Source organism: Xenorhabdus sp. IM139775, from assembly GCF_028598745.1.
Taxonomy (GTDB): domain Bacteria; phylum Pseudomonadota; class Gammaproteobacteria; order Enterobacterales; family Enterobacteriaceae; genus Xenorhabdus.
This window is the reverse complement of sequence record NZ_JAQRFK010000012.1, coordinates 27001-51222: the sequence shown is the minus strand read 5'-3', so window position 1 is coordinate 51222 and position 24222 is coordinate 27001. Positions and strand designations below refer to the sequence as shown.

The window sequence follows — 24222 nt, the reverse complement described above, 5'->3', positions numbered from 1 at the left end:
ATTATTTAGCGGCAGTGCTGACGTAAATAATCAGCGGTTAAAGAATTACCCGTTTCAAACATCGCCTGTGGTGTACCGCTAAACATTATTTGACCACCCGCCGTTCCCGCTCCTTCACCTAAATCAATTACCCAATCTGCCTCTGCAATAACTTCCATATTGTGTTCAATAATCATGACAGAATTTCCCTGTTCGACAAGGCGGTGAAATAACGTAATAAGTATTGTCACATCGGAAGGATGAAGTCCGGTTGTCGGTTCATCAAAGACATACACATTACCTTTATTGTTAAGGTAAGAGGCAAGTTTCAGTCTTTGGCATTCCCCACCGGATAAATGTGCAAGCGACTCTCCAAGGCGCATATAACCCAAGCCAACATCTTGAATGCTCACTAACGTTGGGTGAATTTGGCTGTCCCCTGCAAAAAAATCGGTGGCCTGAGTAATACTCAGATTCATGAGATCAACAATCGTTTTTCCTTTGTATTTATAATTTAAGGCTTTCTGATTGAATCTTTGCCCCTGACAGGCTTCGCAAGGCAGGGAGATTGAATCCATAAAGGCCAAATCGGTTTCAATCACACCTAACCCTTTACATTCCGGACACCCCCCCTTGGCATTTGGCGAAAACCATGATTTATCCACATGGTTAACCAATGCAAAGCGCTCCCGGATGTGATCAAAAATCCCACTCCATGATGCAATATGAGAGCGTTTCGAGGTGTGAATGGGTTTCTGGTCGATAACAATAGCATTGGCACATAAAGGAACAACTTCTCCCATCATGGAGCTTTTTCCTGAACCTGCCACACCACTGACCGCAAGCATGATACCCAACGGGATATCGATAGATATTTCTTTAAGATTATGCAGCGTTGCGTTCCTGACAGGGAGATAACCAATCGGCTTTTTGGGAGTTCGATTAAGGCGGGTTGTTTGAAACAGGTATTTGCCGGTTAATGTCCCAGATGTACGTAATCCATCCAGATCACCCTGATAAGTGATCGTTCCGCCGTTATCGCCTGCTTCCGGACCCAGGTCAATGACATGATCTGCGATTTTAATGACATCCGGGTCATGTTCGACCATCAAGATAGTATTACCTTTGTCACGTAATTGTTGGATCAGTGTATTAAGTTTAGTGATATCGGCCGGATGTAACCCCGTACTGGGTTCGTCAATGATATAAGTCATCCCGGTGAGGCTGCTGCCTAAGTGCCGCACCATTTTTAACCGTTGTGCCTCTCCCCCTGATAATGTTGTGGTTGGACGATTAAGATTGAGATAGCCCAGACCGACAGAACACATTGATGCCAGACGTTCTTTTAACGCATTAATAAGTGTACTCACTGAAGGTTCAGCCAGTGTTGCCATGAACTGGTTCAGTTCGACAATCGGCATATCGACACAATCTCCGATACTTTTGCCTTGAATCAGACATGACAGGATCTGTTTATTAAGCCTCTGTCCATGACAGATAGGACACTGTTTCATTGAAACAATGTCCTTGAATTCTTCACTCTTGTACTCTTTGTTGTTTTTTACAAGATAACTGCGCGTGAATCTGGGTATGATCCCTTCAAATCGAGCCGATTTAGGCCAGTCAGGGGATGGATTCGCTGGCACGATGTTATCCGCGTAAAGTAAAAGCTGACGTTCTTCTGCGGAGTAATCAGAAATTTTCTTATTATTATCAAACAAACCAGAGTGGGCATACCGACGCCACCGCCAGGTTCCCGGAGCAAATGTCGGGTACTCAATTGCCCCATCATTCAGCGACTTGTCTTCATTCACCAGTTTTTTCACATCTATTGTGCTGGCAATGCCCAGCCCTTCACAATGGGAACACATCCCTGATGGGTGGTTGAAAGAGAAAATATTGGAGAATCCCACAAAAGGCTTGCCCATGCGGGAAAATAAGAGGCGCAGCAAGGTGTAAATGTCTGATGCTGTACCTACCGTTGAGCGCACATTTTCACCAATACGCTTTTGGTTAATAATAATCGCGGTAGTCAGGTTATTTATCTCATCCACATCTGGCTGACCATAATAGGGCAAACGATGTCGGATATAAGGAGGAAAAGTATCATTGAGTTGTCTTTGGGATTCCGCTGCAATTGTACCGAATACAAGGGAACTTTTACCTGAGCCAGAAACACCGGTGAATACAGTAATGACATTCTTAGGAATACGTAAATCAATTCCTTTAAGGTTATTTTGCCTCGCACCACGAATTTCAATCGCATTTTGTTCAAGACTTCTCATTTCTTTTATCTCCTTACGCGCACTAACATCAGGGAAAAGAGAGTGATAATCCCACATCCGATTAAGACAATAGATACAGGAAACAGAGACACAGATTTACCAAGACCCGTTAAAAATGCGGTCAAAGAAGCGACTCCAAACTGAAGAGCGCCAAGGACAGCAGAACCTGCCCCTCTTATATTGGGAACTGCTGTTAATGCCAAACTCGCTGCATTACCAAAAACTAATGCCATCGCAAACATAAGCAGCATGAAAATGGCTGTTGTTAACTCAAGCCGATAGAGGCTGAGATAATTTACAACCAGTAGCAGACAAACTAAGACGAAGGTTGTTATAACCCCGATTATGACGAGTGTTTTGGCACCGATCCGCTCAACCCACTTGGCGCTCAGTATGCTGCTAATCAGCATAATTCCGGCATTAATTGCAAACAAGATAGAAAAAAATCCGGGGGTAAATTTAAACATGGATTGGTATATAAAAGGTGATGCTGAAATGTAAGCAAACAGTGCCCCAAAAGTGGCAGAAAAGACTAACGTATATCCCATATAAACTCGGTTTTTGAACAGTGTTAAAAACTGCTTAACCAAACTCCCCTTACTCCCACCAGATGCTGATTTACCCGGCAAACTTTCCGGCACATAAATAAACGTTAAGATGGTAAGTATCAGTGAAATAACCGCCATAAAGACAAATATGACTTGCCACGGAAAATGAGCAGCCATTCCTCCCATCAATGGAGCAACTATCGGTGCTGCACCTTGTATCGCCAGCATCAGGTTGAAATAGTAAGCGGATTTATTTCCAAAACTGAGATCGGAAACAATGGCTCGTGTCAGAACAATACCTGATGCACCACCAGCACCTTGAAAAAAGCGGCTAATGATCAGCATGTCAATATTTGAAGAGAGTGCACAAGCAATTGATGCGGCAGTCAGCAAAATCATGCCACCTAATAAAAGGTTTCTCCTGCCAATAACATCCGACCAAGGACCAATGATTAATTGCCCAAACGCAAGGCCAGCCATAAATGAGGTCAGGCTCAATTGAATACCAGCCTGGGTTGTGATTAGTGCGTGTGACATGCTGGGAAACAGAGGAAGGTACATGTCAGTTGAAAGCGCGCCAATGGCACTCAACATTCCCAGAACCAGTACAAGTTTGAATCCCAGTTCACCTTTTTGCTCAGGTGAAACACGTTGCTTTAAGTCACTATCAATGAGTCTATTTTCTGATTTTTCCACGGTTATTCGTCTCATAATATGAATAATATGAAGACTATAACACCGCAGAAAAATGATTTCTATTTTGCAATCATTTTTTTATTTGATTGATGGCGCTGTAATTACCGCTGTTTTTCAAGTCAGTTGTCGCTAAAATCAATAAAGCCCAGCATGGGATCACTCCACCTCCAAGCAGTGGAGTGATCAATGCCGGATTATTTCGGCGCGCGTTCCATCAGAAATTCACGCAATGTGGCGAAATCAGCCGGCATAAAGTGGGATAACAAATCCAGATCCGCGCGTTCAGCTAAGGCTTTTGGCAAAGGTAATGGCTGGCCGAGGGTGGCTTCGACACTTTCCTTGAATTTGGCGGGATGCGCCGTGCCCAAGAATAAGCCATATTCCCCGGCCTGTAATTGATCACGCAAGACGCGATAAGCGACGGCAGCATGGGGTTCGGCAATATAGCCTTTTGCCGCCAGTTCGCGCAGGGTGTCTTGGGTGGTTGCGTCATCCACCACGCCATTTGCCAGTTCACTCAGCGCCCAGCCTTTGCGTTTGAACAGCTCTTCGATGCGCGGCCAGTTATTGGGCTGGCTGACATCCATGGCATTGGACAGCGTTGGAATGGTTTTCTGTGGCAGCCATTGACCTTCGGCTAAATAGCGCGGAACGGTGTCATTGACATTGGTTGCCGCGATAAAACGTTTTACCGGCAGCCCCAGTGATTTTGCCAGTAGCCCGGCGGTTAAATTGCCGAAATTGCCACTTGGGACGGAAATCACCAACTGTTCACGTTTTTCTGTCGGGATCTGCGCAACCGCTTCAAAGTAATAACAGATTTGTGCCAGCAGGCGGCTGATATTGATGGAGTTGGCTGAATTGAGATGCAAAGCCTGCTTCAACGCTTCGTCATCAAAAGCCTGTTTGACCAGTGCCTGACAAGCATCGAAATCGCCCTCGATAGCGACGGTATGGATATTACCGCCCAGCGTGCAAAAGAGTTTTTCCTGCAATGGGCTGATCTTGCCTTCGGGATAAAGGATCACAACCTGTACATTATGTAAACCATAGAAGGCATGGGCAACGGCGGCGCCGGTATCACCGGAGGTCGCGGTCAAAATAGTGACGGGTTTTTCTCCGGCGACCTGCGCCAGGATTTGCGCCATAAAACGACCGCCGAAGTCTTTAAAGGCCAGTGTCGGGCCATGGTAAAGTTCCAGTGAAGCGATGTCATCTTCGACAGTGACGACAGGGGCAGGGAAGGCAAAGGCATTTTTCACGCGGGCGGCTAATGGCTCGGCGGGAATTTCATCGCCAATAAACGCCGAGAGAATGCGTTGGCTGCGGCTGACAAAATCCAATTGCAATAAGTCATCAATTTCATCACGGCTGAATGCCGGCAACGCCTGTGGAAAAAATAGCCCCTGTTGTCTGCCCAATCCCTGTTTTACTGCCTGTGCAAAACTGACCTGCTCGCTGTTGTCTTTTAAGTTATATAATTTCATGGTTACTTTACCTGTCGTGCGCCTGCGAGATCCAGACGGCAAATATGTACAAAGCCTTCATCATTCTGTACGTAATGTTGTTGCAGCCAGTGTGCAACCTTTTCGGCTACCGCCATTTGATGACAAATGGCAAAAAGTGTTGGACCGGAGCCGGAAATGCTGCACGCCAGTGCGCCTAATTTTTTAACCGCACCACGGGCGTTGGCAAATCCGGGTAACAGTTGTGTGCGGTAAGGCTCTGCCACCACGTCTTTCATTAAGTTGGCCGCCAGTTCCGGTTGCCGGGTATGGCAGGCGTGAATAAAGCCGGCAAAGTAACGTCCATGCTCAATAATGTCCTTACGGGCATAGTGTGTTGGCAGGATTGCACGGGCTTCTGATGTCGAAACTTTAATGCCGGGATAAGCCATGACCCATAGCCAATCATCAAACGTGGGCACTGGCAGGCAGGCGGTATCTTCCTGAGATAATATCAATTGCAATCCGCCCAGATAGCAGGGGGCGACATTATCATAATGAACACTACCGGAAACGCGCCCTTCTAATTCACCCATCATCTCCAGCAATTGGTGTTGATTAAATGGACGGCCGGCATATTCATTCAATGCCACCAGACCCGCCACCACAGAACAGGCACTGGAACCTAAGCCGGAACCAATGGGCATGTTTTTCTCTAATGTCATGGTCACGGGCAGTACTTTCCCTAACCGTTGACAAAAAAGCTGCCAGCATTGGTAGACAATATTTTGTTCGGGATCAGCCGGTAATTTGCCGACAAATCGCCCTTTATTATTCAGGCTGAAACTTTCAGCTTCACTGACGGAGACACAATCTCCAAGCAACGAGCCATCAACAGGAGAAACCGCTGCGCCAAGCACATCAAATCCGACGCCAACGTTCCCGATAGAGGCAGGCGCATAAACCTTGACAACCATTAAACCCCCAATTTCCATGATAGAGTGCGTAATATATCAGCAAAAACGCCGGCGGCCGTGACATCATTTCCTGCGCCATAACCACGCAGTACCAGTGGAATGGGTTGATAATAACGGGTATAGAAAGCCAGCGCGTTTTCGCCATTCTTGACTTTATAAAGTGGATCGTTGCCGTCAACAGAAACCATTTTCACTGTACAACGGCCTTGTTCAATCAACCCAACATAACGTAACACTTTTTCTTGTTCTGCGGCCTGTTTTGCACGTCGGCTAAATTCCTGATCCAGTTGCGGCAAACGTTGCAGGAAGCTGTCAATATCCCCACTGGCGTCGAACGAGAGGGGTAAAACAGGCTCCACATGGATATCTTCCAGTTCGAACTCATGTCCCGCCTCGCGTGCCAGAATCAACAGTTTCCGGGCAACGTCCATGCCAAAGAGATCATCCCGTGGATCGGGTTCCGTAAAGCCTTTCTCTTTTGCCAGCAGAGTCGCTTGTGAGAGCGTCATGCCTTCATCCAGCATCCCGAAAATGTAGGAGAGTGAACCCGACAAGATACCACTGAACCGGACTAATTCATCACCGGCATGAAGCAGATTTTGTAAGTTTTCGATAACCGGCAAGCCCGCCCCGACGTTCGTGTCATACAGGAATTTGCGTTTCGATTTTTCTGCTGCCTGACGGATCTGGCGGTAATAAGCCATTGATAAAGTATTGGCTTTTTTATTGGGGGTGACAACGTTAAAGCCGTCGCCGAGGAAGCTGGCATATTGTTCCGCAATCGACTGATTAGACGTACAGTCCACAATAACCGGATTCAGGAGATGGTACTCTTTTTCAAGGCGGATCAGACGACTCAGGCTGAAAGGCTCAGTGGCTTCTGAAAGCGCCTGTTGCCAGTTATCCAGACAGATGCCCTGCATATCCGTCAACAAAGCACGGGAATTGGCAATACCACAGACGCGCAGATCGATATGTTTCTGTTTGAGCCAAGTTTGCTGGCGGCGAATTTGTTCGATTAAAGCACTGCCTACGCCTCCCACACCGACAACGAAGACTTCAACCACTTGAGCGGTGTTAAACAGCATTTGGTGGCAGAGACGAACCGCCGTGGTCGCTGCATCATTGTCAATGACGGCAGAAATGGAGCGTTCAGAAGAGCCTTGCGCAATGGCAATAATGTTGATATTGGCGCGTGTCAATGCGGAGAAAAAGCGGGCAGAAGTGCCTTTCTGGGTGCGCATGCCATCCCCAACAACGGAAATAATGGCCAGGTTGTCGATCACGTCAATGGGATCAAGCACACCATCTTTTAGCTCCAGATAAAATTCTTCTGTCAGTGCTTTCTGCGCGTTGACCAATTCCTTTTGCGGTACACAGAAACTGATGCTGTATTCTGACGAGGACTGTGTGATTAACACGACAGAAATCCCTTTGCGCGACATCACGGAGAAGACCCGTGCCGCCATTCCGACCATTCCTTTCATGCCGGGGCCGGAAACGTTGAACATTGCCATATGATTCAGATTGGTAATGCCTTTAATCGGCATGTTCTGATTTTTTTGTTCATGATCAATCAGGGCACCATCAATAAGCTTATCACCAATAAACGTCCCGGGTGCATCGGGGTTGGCGGTGTTTTTTATCAGGCAAGGAATTTGAAACTGGGCGATAGGGGCGATAGTCCGGGGATGAAGCACTTTCGCGCCGAAATAAGACAATTCCATTGCTTCTTGGTATGACAGGCTGTTCAGTAAGCGGGCATCTTTAACCGCCCTTGGATCACAAGTATAAACACCGTCGACATCCGTCCAGATTTCACAACAGTCAGCCCGCAGACAGGCCGCCAGTACCGCGGCTGAATAGTCAGAGCCGTTGCGTCCCAACACGACCAGTTCGCCATTTTCATTACCCGCCGTGAAGCCTGCCATCAGGATAATGTGGTCAGCAGGGATGTGAAGCCCGGCAATGCGTCTGGCAGATTCATGGATATCGACGGTAGATTCGAGATAATGCCCATGTGCACAAAGGTTTTTGACGGGATCAATGACAGTCACTTTATGCCCACGTGCCTGTAGCACCGCTTCCATGATGGCAATCGACAGCTTTTCGCCACGACAGATCAGGGAGGCGTTAATGCTATCTGGACATTGTTTCAACAGGGAAATGCCGTGCAGGGTCTGTTTCAGGCTGGCGAGTTCACGCTCAACAACGCCTTTCAGGTGCTCATAATCAAACCCTGTTTGTTGCTCTTTCAATCCTGACAGTAAATCAGCAAAGATTTGGCTGGCATCGCGCATATTGGAAACAATATCCTGCCCGGCAACCGTTTTTTCAATCATCGCCACCAGATGGTTGGTGATCTTCGCGGGAGCAGAGAGAACCAAGGCCACTTGCCCAAGGGATAACTCGTTCCCGGCGATATCTGCGACGCTCAGTACACGCTGGTGATTCGCAACTGAGGTTCCTCCGAATTTCAATACTCGCATTAACTTTTCTCCTGATTTCTGTCCAAAAAAAAGCCCGTATCTTGTGGGATACGGGCTTGTGATTGTTTTGTATGTATGCGTCAGCCCGCACCGTAACTCAGGGTTCCGGTGGTAATCGTAGTGGTGATTGTCGTGGTATTTGTGAGAACCATTTTTTTCGGGCTGATGTGCTGCATAGTTTCCTGTCTGTCTATTCGATTTATCCGACCCCCTATTGGTTAAATTAAATTGTGGTCAATGTCAAATATTTTTTAGGTAAAAAGAAGAAAAAACCGGCATTTCCCGTATCGGAATTATTCAAAATATAACAAAATGAACAAATCATTATCTGGCTAGTCAGGTTATTTATTAGCATTTAATTTTACAAAAAACATATTTTGTAATTATTTTATCTTTATGATAAAAACATGCTGTCCGGATATTTTAGTATCGAACCAATCGCTTCAAGTATTCGTGACATCTTGATACTCATTAACATAATTTATTCAAGTTAATAACAAATGACCTAAATTAAAATTAACAATTACAATTAATGTTAACGTGCTACAATTGATTTTGATATGTATCAACAAAAGTTAGTTTTTTTAGACGGCGAATACATTACTAGCTGTTATATTGCTGTTAATAGACTAATATAGAAGCCTCGTTTGAATCGGGTTTTTTCGGGTATGTACCCTCTAGGAAAGCGACGCTGGCTTTTAGCGTAAAACATATCAAAACGTTTATTTTGGGCATAAGCTGGTTTTCTGTAACACAGAACAAGATCAGCATATTTTCTTTTAATAATAACAGCTTATGCCATACAGATTCTGTTTTTTTTAGCGATTTTAGGTAGCAACCATGCAAACCCCGCACATTTTGATTGTTGAAGACGAAATTGTCACACGCAATACCCTTAAAAGCATTTTTGAAGCCGAAGGGTATATTGTTTACGAAGCCACTGACGGTTCAGAAATGCACAACATTCTGTCAGATAACGATATCAATTTAGTCATTATGGATATCAATCTGCCAGGTAAAAATGGACTATTACTTGCCCGTGAATTACGTGAGCAGGCAAATGTCGCGTTGATGTTCTTAACGGGCCGTGACAATGAAGTGGACAAAATCCTCGGTCTCGAAATCGGTGCTGATGATTATATAACTAAGCCATTTAACCCACGTGAATTAACCATCCGTGCGCGCAATTTACTTTCGCGGACAATGAACCTGAGTCATTCAGGTGAAGAGCGCCGTCAGGTTGAAAGTTATAAATTCAATGGATGGGAGCTGGATATCAATAGCCGCTCTTTGGTTAGCCCGATGGGAGATCACTACAAACTGCCACGTAGCGAATTCCGTGCGATGCTTCATTTCTGTGAAAATCCGGGAAAAATCCAGACCCGTGCAGAATTGTTGAAAAAAATGACGGGTCGTGAACTGAAACCTCACGATCGTACAGTTGATGTGACTATTCGCCGTATTCGTAAACATTTCGAGTCGACACCCGATACGCCAGAAATCATTGCAACCATTCATGGCGAAGGTTATCGTTTCTGTGGTGATTTAGAAGACTAAGTAAGACTTTTTCATTCGTCTATTTCTATCCGGCAAAGCCCCGTATGTCCTATGGCATCAGGGCTTTTCTTTTTTTTGGGTGAGTGTTGAGTGAGTGCTCGCTTTAGTGAGTGGCTCACGCTTTCCACGGCATAATCGGCACGGCACTGATCGCATTTTTAGGAGAACCGTCGATCACTTTGTCAGAATAAGTCAAATAGACCAGTGAATTGCGATTTTGGTCATAAAAGCGCACCACCTGCAATTTTTTAAACACCAAAGATGTCCGTTTCTGGAAGACCACTTGCCCTTTCTTGGGGGATTTCTTTACCTTATCTGATAATTCAATCGGGCCAACTTGCTGGCAGGATATGGCTGCATCCGAGGTATCTTCTGCCAATCCTAACCCGCCCTTAATTCCCCCGGTCTTGGCTCTGCTTAAATAACAGGTGACATTTTTCACGTCGGGATCATCAAAGGCTTCTATGATTATCTTGTTATCAGGGCCAAAAAGTTTGAACACCGTATCGACAGAACCGATCTCTTCAGCATGCAGAACCACGGGAGAAAAGAGTAAGGTAGCTGCTATGACTACTTTCTTCATTGTTACCATATTGAGTCCACTTGAATTAAATAATACAGTGAAAATATCTATCATTCACATATAATGCAACCCAATGAATTTAATCAAAGCATTTTTACTGTGAATGTCTTTGTGATGAAAAATCAGGGTATTATAGCTGAATATGCATCCAAGATGAGTCGCTGAATTCATGTCATTGGCTTATTGATAAAGACAATGCTTGACATATTATCAAATCTACCAATAATTTATTCCAAGCCAAATCTTGTTTAATTTTGTTGATAGTTTGTTTATCACACAAATGTAACAGTCAATATACCAGATTTTGGCGTTATTACACCCATTGAATAAATACCCGCCAGTTATAGTAAGATTTAGTAATCAATTGCTGGAATAGGCGTATTGCCATGACACTCAGAGAAATTGAACTTGGGGTTTGTTTTAGAGAAAGCTTTAAAGAAATTTTTAAAGAAAGTTTTATGGGAATTTTTAGGGAAAGCTTTAGGGGAAAATATCGTGTTGATTATCGAGAAAATTGCATAATATCTGTTTGAATTTTTTTGTTTTCAGGCTAATCAGTTGTTTTATATTTATATGATTTTCTTTTTGTCTTAATGACTTAGGGAGATGTATGGATCAAACCAACATCATTCGAGACTTGCTGCATTGGGTGGATAACAATCTGGATCGTCCATTGTCTCTTGATAACGTTGCAGCAAAAGCAGGTTACTCCAAATGGCACTTGCAGCGCATGTTTAAGGATGTCACAGGTCAGGCAATCGGCTCTTACATTCGTGCGAGAAGATTATCCCGAGCCGCCGTTGCATTGCGTTTAACCAGCCGTCCTATTTTGGACATTGCCTTACAATATCGCTTTGATTCTCAGCAAACTTTCACGAGAGCTTTCAAGAAACAATTTGACCGGACGCCAGCCGCTTATCGTCGAAGTGAAGAGTGGTGCGCAAAGGGAATATGCCCTCCTATCTTGCTGGACAATAAGCCCCTGCCAGAACACAAATATGTCACATTGGAAGATAAGTTACTTATCGGCACTGAGCACACTTGCAGTTATATTCTCGAACAGTGGTCAGAGGCTTGCAAGAATATGCGCCATGACTTTTGGATTAACTATCTACAGGATGCAGAGGTATTACCGCCGAGACTTTATGGGTTACACCATACAACCCTCAGTATGGAGCATGAAGATGAACAGACGGTGTTCTATACCACGGCCATAGAGCCGGAATATGCGACCTTTGATACCCAAGAAAGCCACCCGGTTGTTTTGCCCGGTGGGGATTATATTTCATTCAGTTATTTTGGTGATAAAGAACAGTTACAAGAGTTTCTCTTTACCGTTTATGGTGTCTGTCTGCCTACATTAAACGTCACGCGCAGAAAAGGATACGATGTCGAGCGGTATTACCTCACTAACCTTGAATGGAGAAATCTTGGGGATGAGTCCCAAAATCATGTTGTGGAATTTGAGTATCTCATCCCGATTGAACGTTAACCTTGTAATTCATCCAAGGCGGGCATATCCAAATGAGTGATATCGCCCGTTGTTTCAACTATCCAGCCTGAGGCCAGCCATGGGCTATCCTGATAATCCACCCGTGAAATGGAACAGTTTCTCAATCGCAGGCGGCGTTCTGAGTTAGCGGGAAGCCCCAGAACAGAGCCGATCAAACTGACGAGTGCTATTCCATGACTGACTAACAGTGGGCGGCTACCCGCAGGCAGATTGAGGCAACTGTCCAGGGCGGCACGCATACGGGTAGACACGTCATGCATCGATTCGCCTTCTGGGATCCGTCCATTTGGTGTACCATCGACAAGGCTTTTACGCCAAGACTCCTCTTCTGGTGTAAGGGAGTTGAGTTCGCGATTTTCCAGTACGCCCATATGTAACTCTCGCAGGCGTGGTTCCAGTATGACGTCGCAACCACAGGCTTTAGCGATGATTTCTGCTGTTTGGCGTGTCCGGCCAAGATCACTGGTGATAACATGGGTAATGTTTTCTGATTTGACTCTTTGGGCGACCAAATGAGCTTGACGCCGGCCAGCGTCAGTCAAAGGACTGTCAGATTGCCCCTGAATACGACGAGCCACGTTCCATTCGGTTTCGCCATGACGAACAAGATAGACCTGTAACATAGTTATTTTCCGTTATACTGCATCATGAAATAATTCAAAGGATAATTTATTTATATGTACCACGTTATTGCAGCAACAACGAACCCTGCGAAAATAAAAGCGATTAGCCTTGCATTCGATGATGTTTTTGGTCCGGGCACTTACCACATAGAAGATGTCAATGTAGATAGCAGCGTACCTCAACAACCTATCGGGAATACAGAAACCCGTACAGGGGCTCGTCATCGCGTTATGGCTGCTCGTCAAGTCCGGCCAGAAGCTGATTTCTGGGTTGGGGTTGAAGCAGGAATTGAAGATGACATGACGTTTGCCTGGATGGTTGTTGAACATAAACAAATTCGGGGAGAATCGCGTTCTGCCAGCCTGATGCTGCCTGAAAAAGTGCTGGAAGGTATTCGTCAGGGACGCGAACTTGGCCATGAAATGGCTGATGTTGCTGGCATTGATAATATCAAGCAAAAAGGTGGTGCAATCGGCTTTTTTACCAACGGTATTTTGACGCGTACCAGCGTTTATCATCAAGCTCTGATATTGGCTCTTGTGCCTATCCATCATGAAGTTTACAAAGAGTGAAATAATCAATCTTAACGGTACGACGACTTAAATTTGGGGGCACGATTGGACGGCCCCCACGGAATTATTTAAACCGTTATTTTATAGTGGCCCTTTTTAATCAGTTAATAACTGAGTCTCCAGCCATTTCTTAACATGGGCCGGTGCGTTCTTTAAGCTGTTGGAGCCACGAGTAATCGTCGCAATACCAACACCCAGCTCATTTTTCAGCTCGCGCTGGCTCATTTGCCCACGCATCAACTCCTGAATAATCCGAACCCGGGTTGATAAAGCGGTACGTTCATCGGGAGTCAATAATAGCTGCAAAATAGAATGTTGCAAATTTTGTTCAAATGCTATTTGTAACAGCTCGACAAAAGCGAACCAGTTATCTCCATCTTCCGGGGAGAGAGCCGGATCAATCAAATGATTTTGTGCCATAATTAACTACCATACTATTTAACTAGTACAGCAGCATATCATAGTTATCTTCTGAAATTAATAACGTCTTTTCCATTCGGCATGCGTCAGCACGTTCGGCATTTTCCCCATAAAATGATGATAGAACACATCGTAGGCAAGAACATTTTTGACATAAGAGCGCGTTTCAGCAAACGGAATACTCTCAATAAAGGCGATGGGGTCGATGTTGCCGGCGGTATTGGCCAACCAACGCTCAACATTTGTCGGGCCGGCATTATAAGCGGCACTGGCAAGAATACGGTTATTGTCAAAACGCTGATAGACCGAGTCCAGATAAGCCGTGCCAATTTTAATATTCGTAATCGGGTTCATTAATTGGCTGCTGCCGGCATAACCCTGAATTTTCTGGCTCTTCACAGTATGCTCGGCGGTTTTGGGCATGATCTGCATTAACCCACTGGCACCTTTGGCAGAACGAGCCAGTGGATTCCAGGCACTTTCCTGACGGGCAATGGCCATTGCATAACTTTGTGAAATATTTTTATTTGACGTGAAGTTGGCAAACTCGTTTCGCCACGCCAATGGGAAACGCTCTTCAAGATGATCCCACATTTTTCCCGTAATGGTCGCTTGTACACTGAAAGCGGGCCAGTGTTGCTCAAACGCATAACGGGCCAGTTGTTCTTGCTTCACGCGATCTTGTGAAGAAACCAAGAGCACCCATTCGGAGCGTGCCAAATCATCCATATTCCAATACAGCAACTCTCGGACACGCTTAATGGCCGGCATAGTGGCAACGGTGCTATCGGGTTTTTCTGCTTTATGGAGGGTCAGGGGATAAGCGATCTGTAATTTTTGGGCTGCCACCATAGGATAAAAACCACGATGCTTGGTCAGGTTACGTAATATGACATTGCTTTCTGCGGTTTTCCCGTGCTTGAGCAGGATCATGGCACGCCAATATTGCCATTCATCTTGTTGCAAGGTTTTTTGGGGCAGTAAGGCAATCCAATCTTCCAGCCCAGAATGATCGCCATCCCGCAATGCCAAACGAGTGCGTCTTTCAATCAATTTGATAGAATGTGAATCGCGAATAGTATTATCCCGCCATTTTGCCTGCTCCGGCGTGATGTCTCCCATCAATTGCCATGCAACGATATCTTTTAATTGCTGGCGTTCGTCGTCATTCATCTTTTGTGAGCGGACAAGTGTGGGAATGCTGACTCTGGCAAGTTCGGCCTTTGTACGGGCAAATCGGGAAAAGGTCGTTATGATAACCGAGCGGGTAAAATCGGTTGGTGTGGTCGTTGTGGCAAATTGTTCAATGAATGCAGGATCATGTTGTAGCTTCAGCAAACTTGCACCCAAGCCCTGATAACGTAATGGCAAACGCTTGGCAAGATAGGTAACCAGTGTGCTGTTACCGGCTTTCATGGCCAATTCGATACGCTGCAAAATTAAATTTGCAGAGAGGTATCCAGCCTGCTCCCAGCCGCTGAATAGCTTATCGCAACTATCAGGTAATGCGCTGCCGTTGAGCCAAATTTCTTGTGCCCCTTTCCAGGCAGCTTGTTGGTGCCCCGTGGCCCACTGCGCAAAGTAATAATCACAACGCTCTGCCACTGTACGTGGAGGGTTGGGACTCAATGTCAGGATACCGTGCCAGTCACCATTATTTGCCAGTACATTGATAAATCGGGATGTCAGCGAGCGCGCCGGTGGCAGGGTAGGGTGAGTATTAATAAAGTGCTGAACTTGCTGAGGTGTGGCTATTGCCAGATCCTGAGATAACTGACGATATTCGAGATAAGGATACAGTGGGTAATCTTTTAACGTTGGCATCAGACGTGCTACTTCCGCCCCATTTTTTGCATCCCATGCCTGCTTTATTGCTTGATATCGCTGACGCTGGGCATCCAGGGAATCAGCATGTGCCGCTCCGGCAACAATCGAAACCATACTTACAGCCATTGCGAAATGCTGCCACTTACTCATTGCCACATACCCCTCCAGAAGACGATCTAGTGCCCAAGTGCATTATTAAAAAGCATGTAATTATAATCATATTATTGATATGAGTTATTACAATCGGTGAATGCTAAAAGGAAACATTGGAAAAGCGTTATCTTATCAGAGCATCTGCAATTCCATTTGTTTTCTCCTCTGTGTTGAATACAATCAGCAAACTGGAATGGTGAGACTATCCGTTACGAGACTATCCGTTACGAGACTATCCATTGCGAGACTCCCCATAAACAGACCGACATTCCACTCAGATAATCTTTACCGTTTGCCGCCACGGAGTGGCTGAATTTAACCCTAATCAGGTAGTAGCATGATACATAAAAACACGGTAGGTAAAATTTAGGGTAAAATACGCCATCCAAGATCTATAAACGCAAACGATTTTAAAAATTTACTTATTAATCAAAAGGTAAACTACATTGGCTCAATTTGTTTATAGCATGCATCGGGTGGGAAAAATCGTTCCCCCGAAAAGGCATATTCTGAAAAATATTTCTCTGAGTTTTTTCCCCGGAGCAAAAATCGGTGTGCTCGGCCTGAATGGTGCCGGTAAATCGACTTTACTGCGCATCATGGCGGGTATTGATAAAGATATTGAGGGAGAAGCGCGTCCGCAACCGGGTATTAAAATCGGCTATCTGCCGCAGGAACCTAAACTCAATCCTGAACATACTGTTCGTGAAGCTGTGGAAGAAGCGGTTCGCGAAGTCAAACATGCCCTGATTCGCCTTGATGAAGTCTATGCTGCTTATGCTGATCCGGATGCGGATTTCGATAAGCTGGCAAAAGAGCAAGGTGAGCTGGAAGCGATTATCCAATCTCATGACGGTCACAATCTGGAAAATCAGCTTGAGCGAGCGGCTGATGCCCTGCGTCTGCCGGCATGGGATGCCAAGATTGAACACTTGTCCGGTGGTGAACGGCGTCGTGTGGCACTTTGTCGCCTGTTGCTGGAAAAACCAGACATGCTGCTACTCGACGAACCGACTAACCACCTTGATGCGGAATCTGTCGCATGGCTGGAGCGCTTCCTGCACGATTACGAAGGAACCGTGGTGGCGATCACCCACGACCGTTACTTCCTTGATAATGTTGCTGGCTGGATCTTGGAGCTTGACCGTGGTGAAGGTATTCCGTGGGAAGGCAATTACTCGTCATGGCTGGAACAAAAAGACGCGCGTCTGGCACAGGAAGCAGCGTCAGAAGCGGCTCGTCGTAAATCCATTGAGAAAGAGCTTGAGTGGGTGCGTCAAAATCCGAAAGGACGTCAGGCAAAAGGTAAGGCACGTCTGGCTCGCTTTGAAGAACTCAATAACGTCGAATACCAGAAGCGTAATGAAACCAGTGAATTGTTCATTCCACCTGGCCCGCGTTTGGGTGACAAAGTACTGGAAGTGGCTAATCTAGCCAAGTCATACGGTGATCGCGTTCTGATCGACAATTTAAGTTTCTCTCTGCCAAAAGGTGCGATTGTTGGGATCATCGGGCCGAACGGTGCAGGTAAATCGACGTTGTTCCGTATGTTGTCCGGTCAAGAGCAGCCAGATTCTGGCTCCATTACACTGGGTGAAACCGTTAAATTGGCTTCTGTTGATCAGTTCCGCGATGACATGAATGACAGCAAAACTGTTTGGGAAGAAGTTTCTGGCGGTCAAGACATCATGCGTATCGGCAACTTTGAAATTCCAAGTCGTGCTTATGTTGGTCGCTTTAACTTCAAAGGCGTAGATCAAGGCAAGCGTGTTGGTGAATTGTCTGGTGGTGAGCGGGGTCGCCTGCATTTAGCCAAGCTGTTGCAAGTGGGCGGCAACATGTTACTGCTTGATGAACCCACCAACGATTTGGATATCGAAACCTTGCGCGCATTGGAAAACGCCCTGTTGGAATTCCCCGGCTGTGCGATGGTTATTTCCCATGACCGTTGGTTCCTTGACCGTATCGCGACACACATCATTGATTATCAGGATGAAGGTAAAGTCTCCTTCTTTGAAGGGAACTTTAGCGAATACGAAGATTACAAGAAGCGGACGATGGGGGCTGAAGCATTAGAGCCTCACCGTATTAAATATAAAAAAATCAGCAAGTAAGCCTGATAAAAAACGGCCTGCTGGCAGGCCGTTTTTTTACTGACAGTCACTCACTGTCATGACGTTTTGTCGTTACTATGCGATGACTACACCATTACGACGCCAAAACGCGTTGATTCAGCATGGACTCATAAGTCTTAACTGCTTTCCCACTGGTTAAAGTGATCACGCTATCTGCATGTTGCATCAGGCGTCTGTCTTGAGAAGCAATGACAACCGTACCTTTCTGCTCATGGGCAATAAATTTAAAGATATTAATGAATGTCTGAAATGCCTGATGATCTAAATTGCGTGTTGGGTCATCTGCAAATAAATATTCAGGCCTTCTGACGATGGCTTTCGCCATTGCAGCCAGTTGTTTCTCGTTTTCAGACAGTTCACCCGGATAATAGCGGCTTTTATCGCCTAATTTCACAATATCCAATGACTTCTGAGCGATTTTTTCTGCTTGCTCGCGAGAAAGCGATAATCCATAAGATGTTGATAATAATAAGTTATCTAATAGAGTCAGTTCACTGAATAAGTTGAAATCCTGAAAAATAAACCCACTATTTTCATGATGAAACTTTCCTAATGCTACATCATCCATCAGTTTTAACTTGTTATTATTAATTAATACATCTCCTTGATCTGGTTGTAACATACCCGATGCAATCGACAACACTGTACGGTTAGTCGATGCCTTCGGCCCTGTTATCAAAGTAATTTCACCTGGTATAATAGAAAATGTGATATCTGAAATCATTTCATGATTAACTGTAGCACCAGTTAAACCATATGAAATATTGATAACCTCAATCGATTTAAATTGATTCAAGTTCATATTCTCAACACAATTAGGTTAAAAGGTTAATGCTTTTTCCTTAACATATGCTGTCTAAATTAATTCGCAATAACACTGATATCCTTATGGTATTGTACGAATAAAAATAGTCTATATGTGAAACATCTTCACCAAGGATATGCTCATCTTATGTCAATTATTATTTACAATGACTATCTAATAAATGAGATGTTTCTTAGTCTTGGAATAAAAAATCAAGAATATTAAATAATTATGCTTAAAACAGCGATCAAACTAAATAAAAATAGCATAAATCTGTCTATTTTTATTCCATTTTTATAATAAGGAAAAAGGCCATTTTATATATCGTTAATGTTCTAATACTACTTTCATTACCTCCGTTCTTGATAAAAACACCTAGAATATTTGTGGAATTGTTAGTTGTTAATAAATTTTATATTTATAAATCAATAGGCCTGTTCATTAAATGACGTATTTCCCTGTAATTCAAGTCAAAACAGTAAAGTTAAAGTATCAAAAAATATTATTATCACAATTTATTTTATTACCATAGTGAAAATAACTTAGCTAAACATTTAACTCACTGTTTAAATGGGATAAATATAAAACGATAAAGATTACACTGAATAATAAATTACTATTAATAAATCATGATAACAATATAAGTGTAATCTATTTTACCGATAACAGTGAGTTACTCCATTAACATGTGTTGAACCAGTTCAACACAACGCAGGAAGCGTTGATCATAATCCGGTGAATTGACACAGACATAATCGATATTATTTTTCTTCAACAAATTTTCAATTAAATGTTGAAATTCTTTGCGATCCCGATCGCTGCCCAAACTTCTCAAACCATCCGCAACCCACGGGGTATTGTTTTCTAAAAGGATAACTAAATCAAAGCGATATTCATCAATCATCGCCTGAACAAAAGGGTGTTCTTTACCTTCATAGCGTTTGCAGAATGCCTGTGTTGTCACGAAATCAGTATCAATAAATGCCACTTTATTGGCATATTTAACTGAAAAATCAATATATTGAGCATGACCCAATGCAATCTTATCGTAATCTGAGTATTGCAAAGCCATTTCATCGCCTCCCAGATGGGAAAATACGTATTCGCGCCCATATTCCCATGCACTGGTGGTGTTAAATGTGTTAGCCAGTTTATTGACTAATGTCGATTTTCCACTGGATTCTCCGCCAAGAATGGCCACGGTACGCACAAAAAATGGCTTAACTTCAGTAGGGATATATTCCCAATAGCGGAAAGGAGCCTGACGGATTTGGCTACCGCTGATATTCATGAATGAGCGTTGTGGGTCGATAAGCGCCGTTTCGATACCGAAATATTCTTTATAACGAGCAACATCCTGTGCTTCGCTGGAGTAGATATATTTAGGGTTGATGTTTTTTGCTGCCAGAAACGACTTAACAGTTTTACTCCACGCTTCCCAACCATTTGGATAAGGCTCCAGTCCTTGTTCATCAAGTGTATGAATATGAATATTTTTTTGATACTTGAACGTTTGCAGCAACCATCTCAGGCGGTCACTGACAGTAGGCTGCTGAGACATCGAACTGTTGATGAACAATTCACGATCACGCACTTCGTCATAACCAAGAATAACGTGTAACTCATCCACTTGACTGGCTGCCCGTTGAATCAAATAAATGTGTCCGGTATGTAATGGGTAAAATTTACCAAACACGACGCCGACGGTTTTCTTTTCCATGGGATACGCCAATCCTAGATATTGATGAAGAGAAGCGAGTTTTTGTGCACTGGGACTTTTTATCTTGTCATTAATCAGTTGGCTTAGGTAGCCTTTTGTCATTCCACTGGCATCAGCAACTTGCTGTAACGTGTAACCTGCCTGTTTGATCGCTTCTTTCAAATAGTCAAATTGCCCCATAAAACCTCCTTATTGTTTAGTATATTAAACAAAATAGCATGCTTGTTGTGAAAGGTAAAAGCAAAATTGATTGTTTAAAATAAACGGCTATGGTGCTGGTTGAATTTTTATTAATTAGATTGCTTGGCTTTATTCGCTGTGTAAATGCTTACATCACTATTTGTGGTTTAAATTTAACCAATATGCTGACATCAATAAATAACAGCGTAGGGTAAAAATAGAAAAAATTGAAATAATATGGTGATTAATTAATTGATTTTTTATTTAAGTGAAATGAATAAAAATATTTTTCGGACATGTTATCTTAATTCGGAAAAATCCGAATTTTCACGTTGAGAATAACATTTTTCAATATCTCATTGGAGATGTGATGGCGGGCAAAAAATATTCCCTCTAATTAGGAAAATGACTTAGATTGTGTTCTATCGATTTTACCAATAGATTTCAAGCGATCACTTGAAATCTATTGGTTATAGAGATCGAAAAGGAATAAAGGATGGTGTCTTAATCCAGATCATCCAGAACCGCTAACGCATCAGCCAGCTTTTTGACCCCAAATACTTTCATCTCAGGCGGTGATTTTTTCGGCATGTTGGCATGAGGAACGATGGCCCGTTTAAAACCGTGTTTAGCGGCTTCTGAAATACGCTCCTGCCCACTGGGAACGGGGCGAATTTCCCCGGCTAATCCCACTTCACCAAATACCACTACATCACGGGGCAGCGGTCGATCGCGGAAACTGGAAACCAAAGAGAGCAATAACGCCAGATCAGCACTGGTTTCTGTGACTTTGACCCCACCAACAACGTTCACAAAAACATCTTGATCAGCCATTTGCAACCCGCCGTGTCGGTGCAGGACAGCAAGCAGAATCGCCAGCCTGTTTTGTTCCAGCCCGACGGCGACGCGGCGTGGATTTGACATCATGGAGTGATCGACCAATGCCTGAATTTCTACGAGCAACGGGCGGGTGCCTTCCCAGACAATCATGACCGAACTGCCTGAGGTAATTTCATCACCACGGCTGAGGAAAATGGCGGAAGGATTATTGACCTCGCGCAGCCCCTGTTCGGTCATCGCGAACACGCCCAGCTCATTAACCGCACCGAAGCGGTTTTTATGGCTGCGCAAAGTACGGAAACGGGAATCGGTTTCACCATCCAACATGACAGAACAGTCTATGCAATGTTCGAGCACTTTGGGGCCAGCCAAAGTTCCATCTTTTGTCACATGCCCAACCATGATAATGGCAACGTCACGAGTTTTGGCAAACCGTGTCAGGTAGGCTGCGGTTTCCCTGACCTGTGCAACACTGCCCGGCGACGATTGAATGTCGGCCATGTGCATGACCTGAATTGAATCGATCACCATAAGTTTGGGCTGTTCTTGCTCGGCAATCAGACAGATCTGCTCAATGCTGGTTTCCGACAGCATATTCAGTTTATCTGTCGGCAAACCTAACCGATGCGCTCGCATCGCCACTTGCTGCAATGACTCTTCCCCTGTCACATACAGGGTTTTCATTTGGGTCGATAATTGGCACATGGTTTGTAAAAGCAGGGTACTTTTCCCCGCGCCGGGATTACCGCCAATCAAAATAGCGCTGCCGGGAACCACACCACCGCCGAGAACACGGTCAAACTCTTTAAACCCGGTTGAAAAACGGGGCAACTCTTCCAGATTGATATCAGATAATTTTTGTACTTTACTGATCCCTGCATCTCCGGCATAGCCACTGAAACGTTCATTGCGGGATGATGAAGCTGCGGCCAAACGTATTTCTGTAATCGTATTCCATGCGTGGCACGCGGTACATTGCCCCTGCCAACGGGGATAATCCGCGCCACACTCGTTACAGACAAATGCCCGCTTTGCTGCTTTTGCCACGGTGTACTTCCTCAATATAATGATTTTTGTCTGTTGGCCTTAACGTTCTTCGTGTTTCAAACCACCGCTCAACACACACAAAACGCCCATTAAATCTGCATGGCGGATAGCCACTTTGGCCTGAGTATAAACCTTGGGTTTAGCATGATAGGCGATGCCTAATCCTGCCTTGCGGATCATTTTCAGATCATTGGCACCATCCCCAATGGCGACAGTTTGGCTCAGGGGAATATCCAGCGATTTTGCCAGCCTTATCAAGGTGGTTGCCTTGTATTTTGCATCAACAATCGGCCCTTTGACCTTACCGGTCAGCTTGCCATCTTTGATCTCCAGTTGATTGGCGACTGCGTCAAAAAGCCGTAGCTGCTGGCGAAGATGATCGGCAAAGAAAGTGAAACCGCCGGAGGCAATCGCGACATGCCAATCCAATGATTGTAACTTGCGAACAAGACTGGTTAGCCCTGGCATCAGCGGAAGTGTTTCCATCACTTGCTGCAAAACTGAGACGTCAGCCCCGGCCAATTGGGCAACGCGTTCGCGCAGACTGTCTGAAAAATCCAGTTCACCCTGCATCGCCCGCTCTGTGATTTCCGCCACTTTATCACCGACTCCCGCCAGGCGGGCAATTTCATCAATACACTCAATCTGGATAGCAGTAGAATCCATATCCATCACCAATAAACCCGGTGCGCGAAGGCGAGGGATCTGCCCTAATGGAACGACATCCAAACGACACTCGTCTGCCAGTCGTTTAATGCGAGGCGAAAGGCTACCGGCAATACGGACAACCTGATAATCATCGATTCGCCATGACGAGACGACCACCATGGCGGCACCCAATCGGTGTTGAAAATCGCTGATACGCTGTTTATCCAGACCACGGCCATACAGTAACCAGCCACTATCTCCTGCTCGGTAATCCAGTGGCATCACTTCATCACCACTAAGGGACAAGGGTAATCCGGGCCATTTATGGATCTCATCCGGTAAATAGCGATAGGCCAGATTATTAGACATGAATATCGACTCCTGTAATTCCATATAATTCGGTGCAGGCAAAAAACGCTTCCCAAACTATCCTATCAGTACGGCATCTGGCAACATGTGCTTTCTGGGCATAGGATGAGATAACGATGATAAAAACAAAGCTAAAAATTAGACTGCACAAGACGGCGATAATATTAATCTGTATAGCACTGCTCGTGCTGCTGATGCAGGGGGTTTCCTATTTCAGCCGTTCTCAACAACAGGCGCATATGGGGCAGTTTGAAGATCTGGCGAAGACATTGGCAAAACAGGTCGCATTCAGTTTGTCTGATTATATGGAGAATGGTAGCAAAGATCTTAATAATAAAAAGATTGTCGCTAATTTAGATTACCTGACGAGCAATAACAGCCGCATTTTGGATGTCAGTGTTTATCTGGAGAATGGAACACAGATAGCCCGAAGTGGTGAACCGGTTTCTGTTCGTGAACGATTATCGCTGGAAGGCAAAAAATCCAGTGGTTACTTTAATCGGCAAATCGTGGTGCCGATACCGGGGAAAAATCATCCACAAGGTTTTCTTCGCCTGACACTGGATACCCATCGATTGTCAACCGAGGCTGAGCAGGTCGATAACACGACGAACTTACTGAGGATAATGCTCCTGCTATCCTTGGCAATTGGGTTTATTCTGGCTCATAACTTACTGAAATTGTCGCCCAGCCGCTGGCAACAATCCCCTTATTTGCTGACGGCCAATACTAAGCCTGCTGATGAAGCAGATAATAAAGATCAAGATGATAATCCCCAACGGTAACGTTATGTTACCGTTGGTTATTGTC

The 24222-nt window shown here is 44.7% G+C and carries 20 protein-coding genes and 1 other annotated feature; of the genes, 7 read left to right on the top strand and 13 right to left on the bottom strand.

Features of this window, described 5'->3' with window-relative positions; genetic code table 11:
- Positions 1 to 5: 5 nt before the first annotated feature.
- The 5 genes from PSI17_RS04565 to thrA form a co-directional block, all read right to left on the bottom strand.
- Complete coding sequence (locus tag PSI17_RS04565; RefSeq protein ID WP_273550835.1) at positions 6 to 2264, bottom strand: excinuclease ABC subunit UvrA; 2259 nt, start codon at positions 2262 to 2264, stop codon at positions 6 to 8.
- A gap of 5 nt (positions 2265 to 2269) precedes the next feature.
- Complete coding sequence (locus PSI17_RS04560) at positions 2270 to 3508, bottom strand: multidrug effflux MFS transporter (protein ID WP_273550834.1); 1239 nt, start codon at positions 3506 to 3508, stop codon at positions 2270 to 2272.
- A gap of 194 nt (positions 3509 to 3702) precedes the next feature.
- On the bottom strand, positions 3703 to 4995 hold the full coding sequence (thrC, locus tag PSI17_RS04555) for a threonine synthase (RefSeq protein WP_273550833.1): 1293 nt from the start codon (positions 4993 to 4995) through the stop codon (positions 3703 to 3705).
- 2 nt (positions 4996 to 4997) lie between these two features.
- Positions 4998 to 5948, bottom strand: coding sequence for a homoserine kinase (thrB, locus tag PSI17_RS04550; protein WP_273550832.1), 951 nt, complete (start codon positions 5946 to 5948; stop codon positions 4998 to 5000).
- Complete coding sequence (gene thrA, locus PSI17_RS04545; protein ID WP_273550831.1) at positions 5930 to 8419, bottom strand: bifunctional aspartate kinase/homoserine dehydrogenase I; 2490 nt, start codon at positions 8417 to 8419, stop codon at positions 5930 to 5932. The genes thrB and thrA overlap by 19 nt, the downstream gene beginning before the upstream one ends.
- A gap of 23 nt (positions 8420 to 8442) precedes the next feature.
- Positions 8443 to 8561 (bottom strand) — a sequence feature (Thr leader region).
- On the opposite strand from thrA, the gene PSI17_RS04540 reads away from it, so the two are divergent.
- Both PSI17_RS04540 and arcA read left to right on the top strand, forming a co-directional pair.
- On the top strand, positions 8491 to 8646 hold the full coding sequence (locus tag PSI17_RS04540) for a hypothetical protein (protein WP_273550830.1): 156 nt from the start codon (positions 8491 to 8493) through the stop codon (positions 8644 to 8646). (Overlaps the previous feature by 71 nt.)
- Positions 8647 to 9259: 613 nt before the next feature.
- Positions 9260 to 9976, top strand: coding sequence for a two-component system response regulator ArcA (gene arcA, locus PSI17_RS04535; protein WP_273550829.1), 717 nt, complete (start codon positions 9260 to 9262; stop codon positions 9974 to 9976).
- Positions 9977 to 10091: 115 nt separating this feature from the next.
- On the opposite strand, the gene creA is transcribed toward arcA, so the two are convergent.
- Positions 10092 to 10568, bottom strand: a complete 477-nt coding sequence (gene creA, locus PSI17_RS04530; protein WP_273550828.1) for a protein CreA — start codon at positions 10566 to 10568, stop codon at positions 10092 to 10094.
- Positions 10569 to 10945: 377 nt separating this feature from the next.
- Between creA and PSI17_RS04525 the strand changes: the two genes are divergently transcribed.
- Entirely contained in the window at positions 10946 to 11092 is a 147-nt protein-coding gene (locus tag PSI17_RS04525) for a hypothetical protein (RefSeq protein ID WP_273550827.1), read from the top strand.
- Positions 11093 to 11169: 77 nt separating this feature from the next.
- Entirely contained in the window at positions 11170 to 12051 is an 882-nt protein-coding gene (gene robA / locus PSI17_RS04520) for an MDR efflux pump AcrAB transcriptional activator RobA (protein WP_273550826.1), read from the top strand.
- Here robA and gpmB read toward each other — a convergent pair.
- Positions 12048 to 12695, bottom strand: a complete 648-nt coding sequence (gpmB, locus tag PSI17_RS04515; RefSeq protein WP_273550825.1) for a 2,3-diphosphoglycerate-dependent phosphoglycerate mutase GpmB — start codon at positions 12693 to 12695, stop codon at positions 12048 to 12050. The two genes, robA and gpmB, sit on opposite strands and share 4 nt — an antisense overlap.
- 54 nt (positions 12696 to 12749) lie before the next feature.
- Between gpmB and yjjX the strand changes: the two genes are divergently transcribed.
- A complete protein-coding gene (yjjX, locus tag PSI17_RS04510; protein ID WP_273550824.1) occupies positions 12750 to 13268 on the top strand; it encodes an inosine/xanthosine triphosphatase in 519 nt (172 codons plus the stop codon).
- Between the two features lie 96 nt (positions 13269 to 13364).
- Here yjjX and trpR read toward each other — a convergent pair whose 3' ends face one another.
- Together trpR and sltY are read right to left on the bottom strand one after the other, a co-directional pair.
- Entirely contained in the window at positions 13365 to 13688 is a 324-nt protein-coding gene (gene trpR / locus PSI17_RS04505) for a trp operon repressor (protein WP_273550823.1), read from the bottom strand.
- A 57-nt stretch (positions 13689 to 13745) separates the two neighbouring features.
- Positions 13746 to 15665, bottom strand: a complete 1920-nt coding sequence (gene sltY / locus PSI17_RS04500; protein ID WP_273550822.1) for a murein transglycosylase — start codon at positions 15663 to 15665, stop codon at positions 13746 to 13748.
- Positions 15666 to 16114: 449 nt separating this feature from the next.
- Between sltY and ettA the strand changes: the two genes are divergently transcribed.
- Positions 16115 to 17782 (top strand): energy-dependent translational throttle protein EttA, encoded by a 1668-nt coding sequence (gene ettA / locus PSI17_RS04495; protein WP_273550821.1) that lies wholly within the window; start codon positions 16115 to 16117, stop codon positions 17780 to 17782.
- A gap of 94 nt (positions 17783 to 17876) precedes the next feature.
- Here ettA and PSI17_RS04490 read toward each other — a convergent pair whose 3' ends face one another.
- From PSI17_RS04490 to serB, 4 genes are all read right to left on the bottom strand, one after another.
- Positions 17877 to 18605: an ATP-binding cassette domain-containing protein gene (locus PSI17_RS04490; RefSeq protein ID WP_273550820.1), complete on the bottom strand. Its 729-nt coding sequence runs from the start codon at positions 18603 to 18605 to the stop codon at positions 17877 to 17879.
- A gap of 676 nt (positions 18606 to 19281) precedes the next feature.
- A complete protein-coding gene (nadR, locus tag PSI17_RS04485; RefSeq protein WP_273550819.1) occupies positions 19282 to 20508 on the bottom strand; it encodes a multifunctional transcriptional regulator/nicotinamide-nucleotide adenylyltransferase/ribosylnicotinamide kinase NadR in 1227 nt (408 codons plus the stop codon).
- Between the two features lie 504 nt (positions 20509 to 21012).
- Entirely contained in the window at positions 21013 to 22395 is a 1383-nt protein-coding gene (gene radA, locus PSI17_RS04480; protein WP_273550818.1) for a DNA repair protein RadA, read from the bottom strand.
- A 39-nt stretch (positions 22396 to 22434) separates the two neighbouring features.
- On the bottom strand, positions 22435 to 23412 hold the full coding sequence (gene serB / locus PSI17_RS04475) for a phosphoserine phosphatase (protein WP_273550817.1): 978 nt from the start codon (positions 23410 to 23412) through the stop codon (positions 22435 to 22437).
- Positions 23413 to 23528: 116 nt separating this feature from the next.
- On the opposite strand from serB, the gene PSI17_RS04470 reads away from it, so the two are divergent.
- Positions 23529 to 24197, top strand: a complete 669-nt coding sequence (locus PSI17_RS04470) for a YtjB family periplasmic protein (RefSeq protein ID WP_273550816.1) — start codon at positions 23529 to 23531, stop codon at positions 24195 to 24197.
- Positions 24198 to 24222 lie beyond the last annotated feature (25 nt).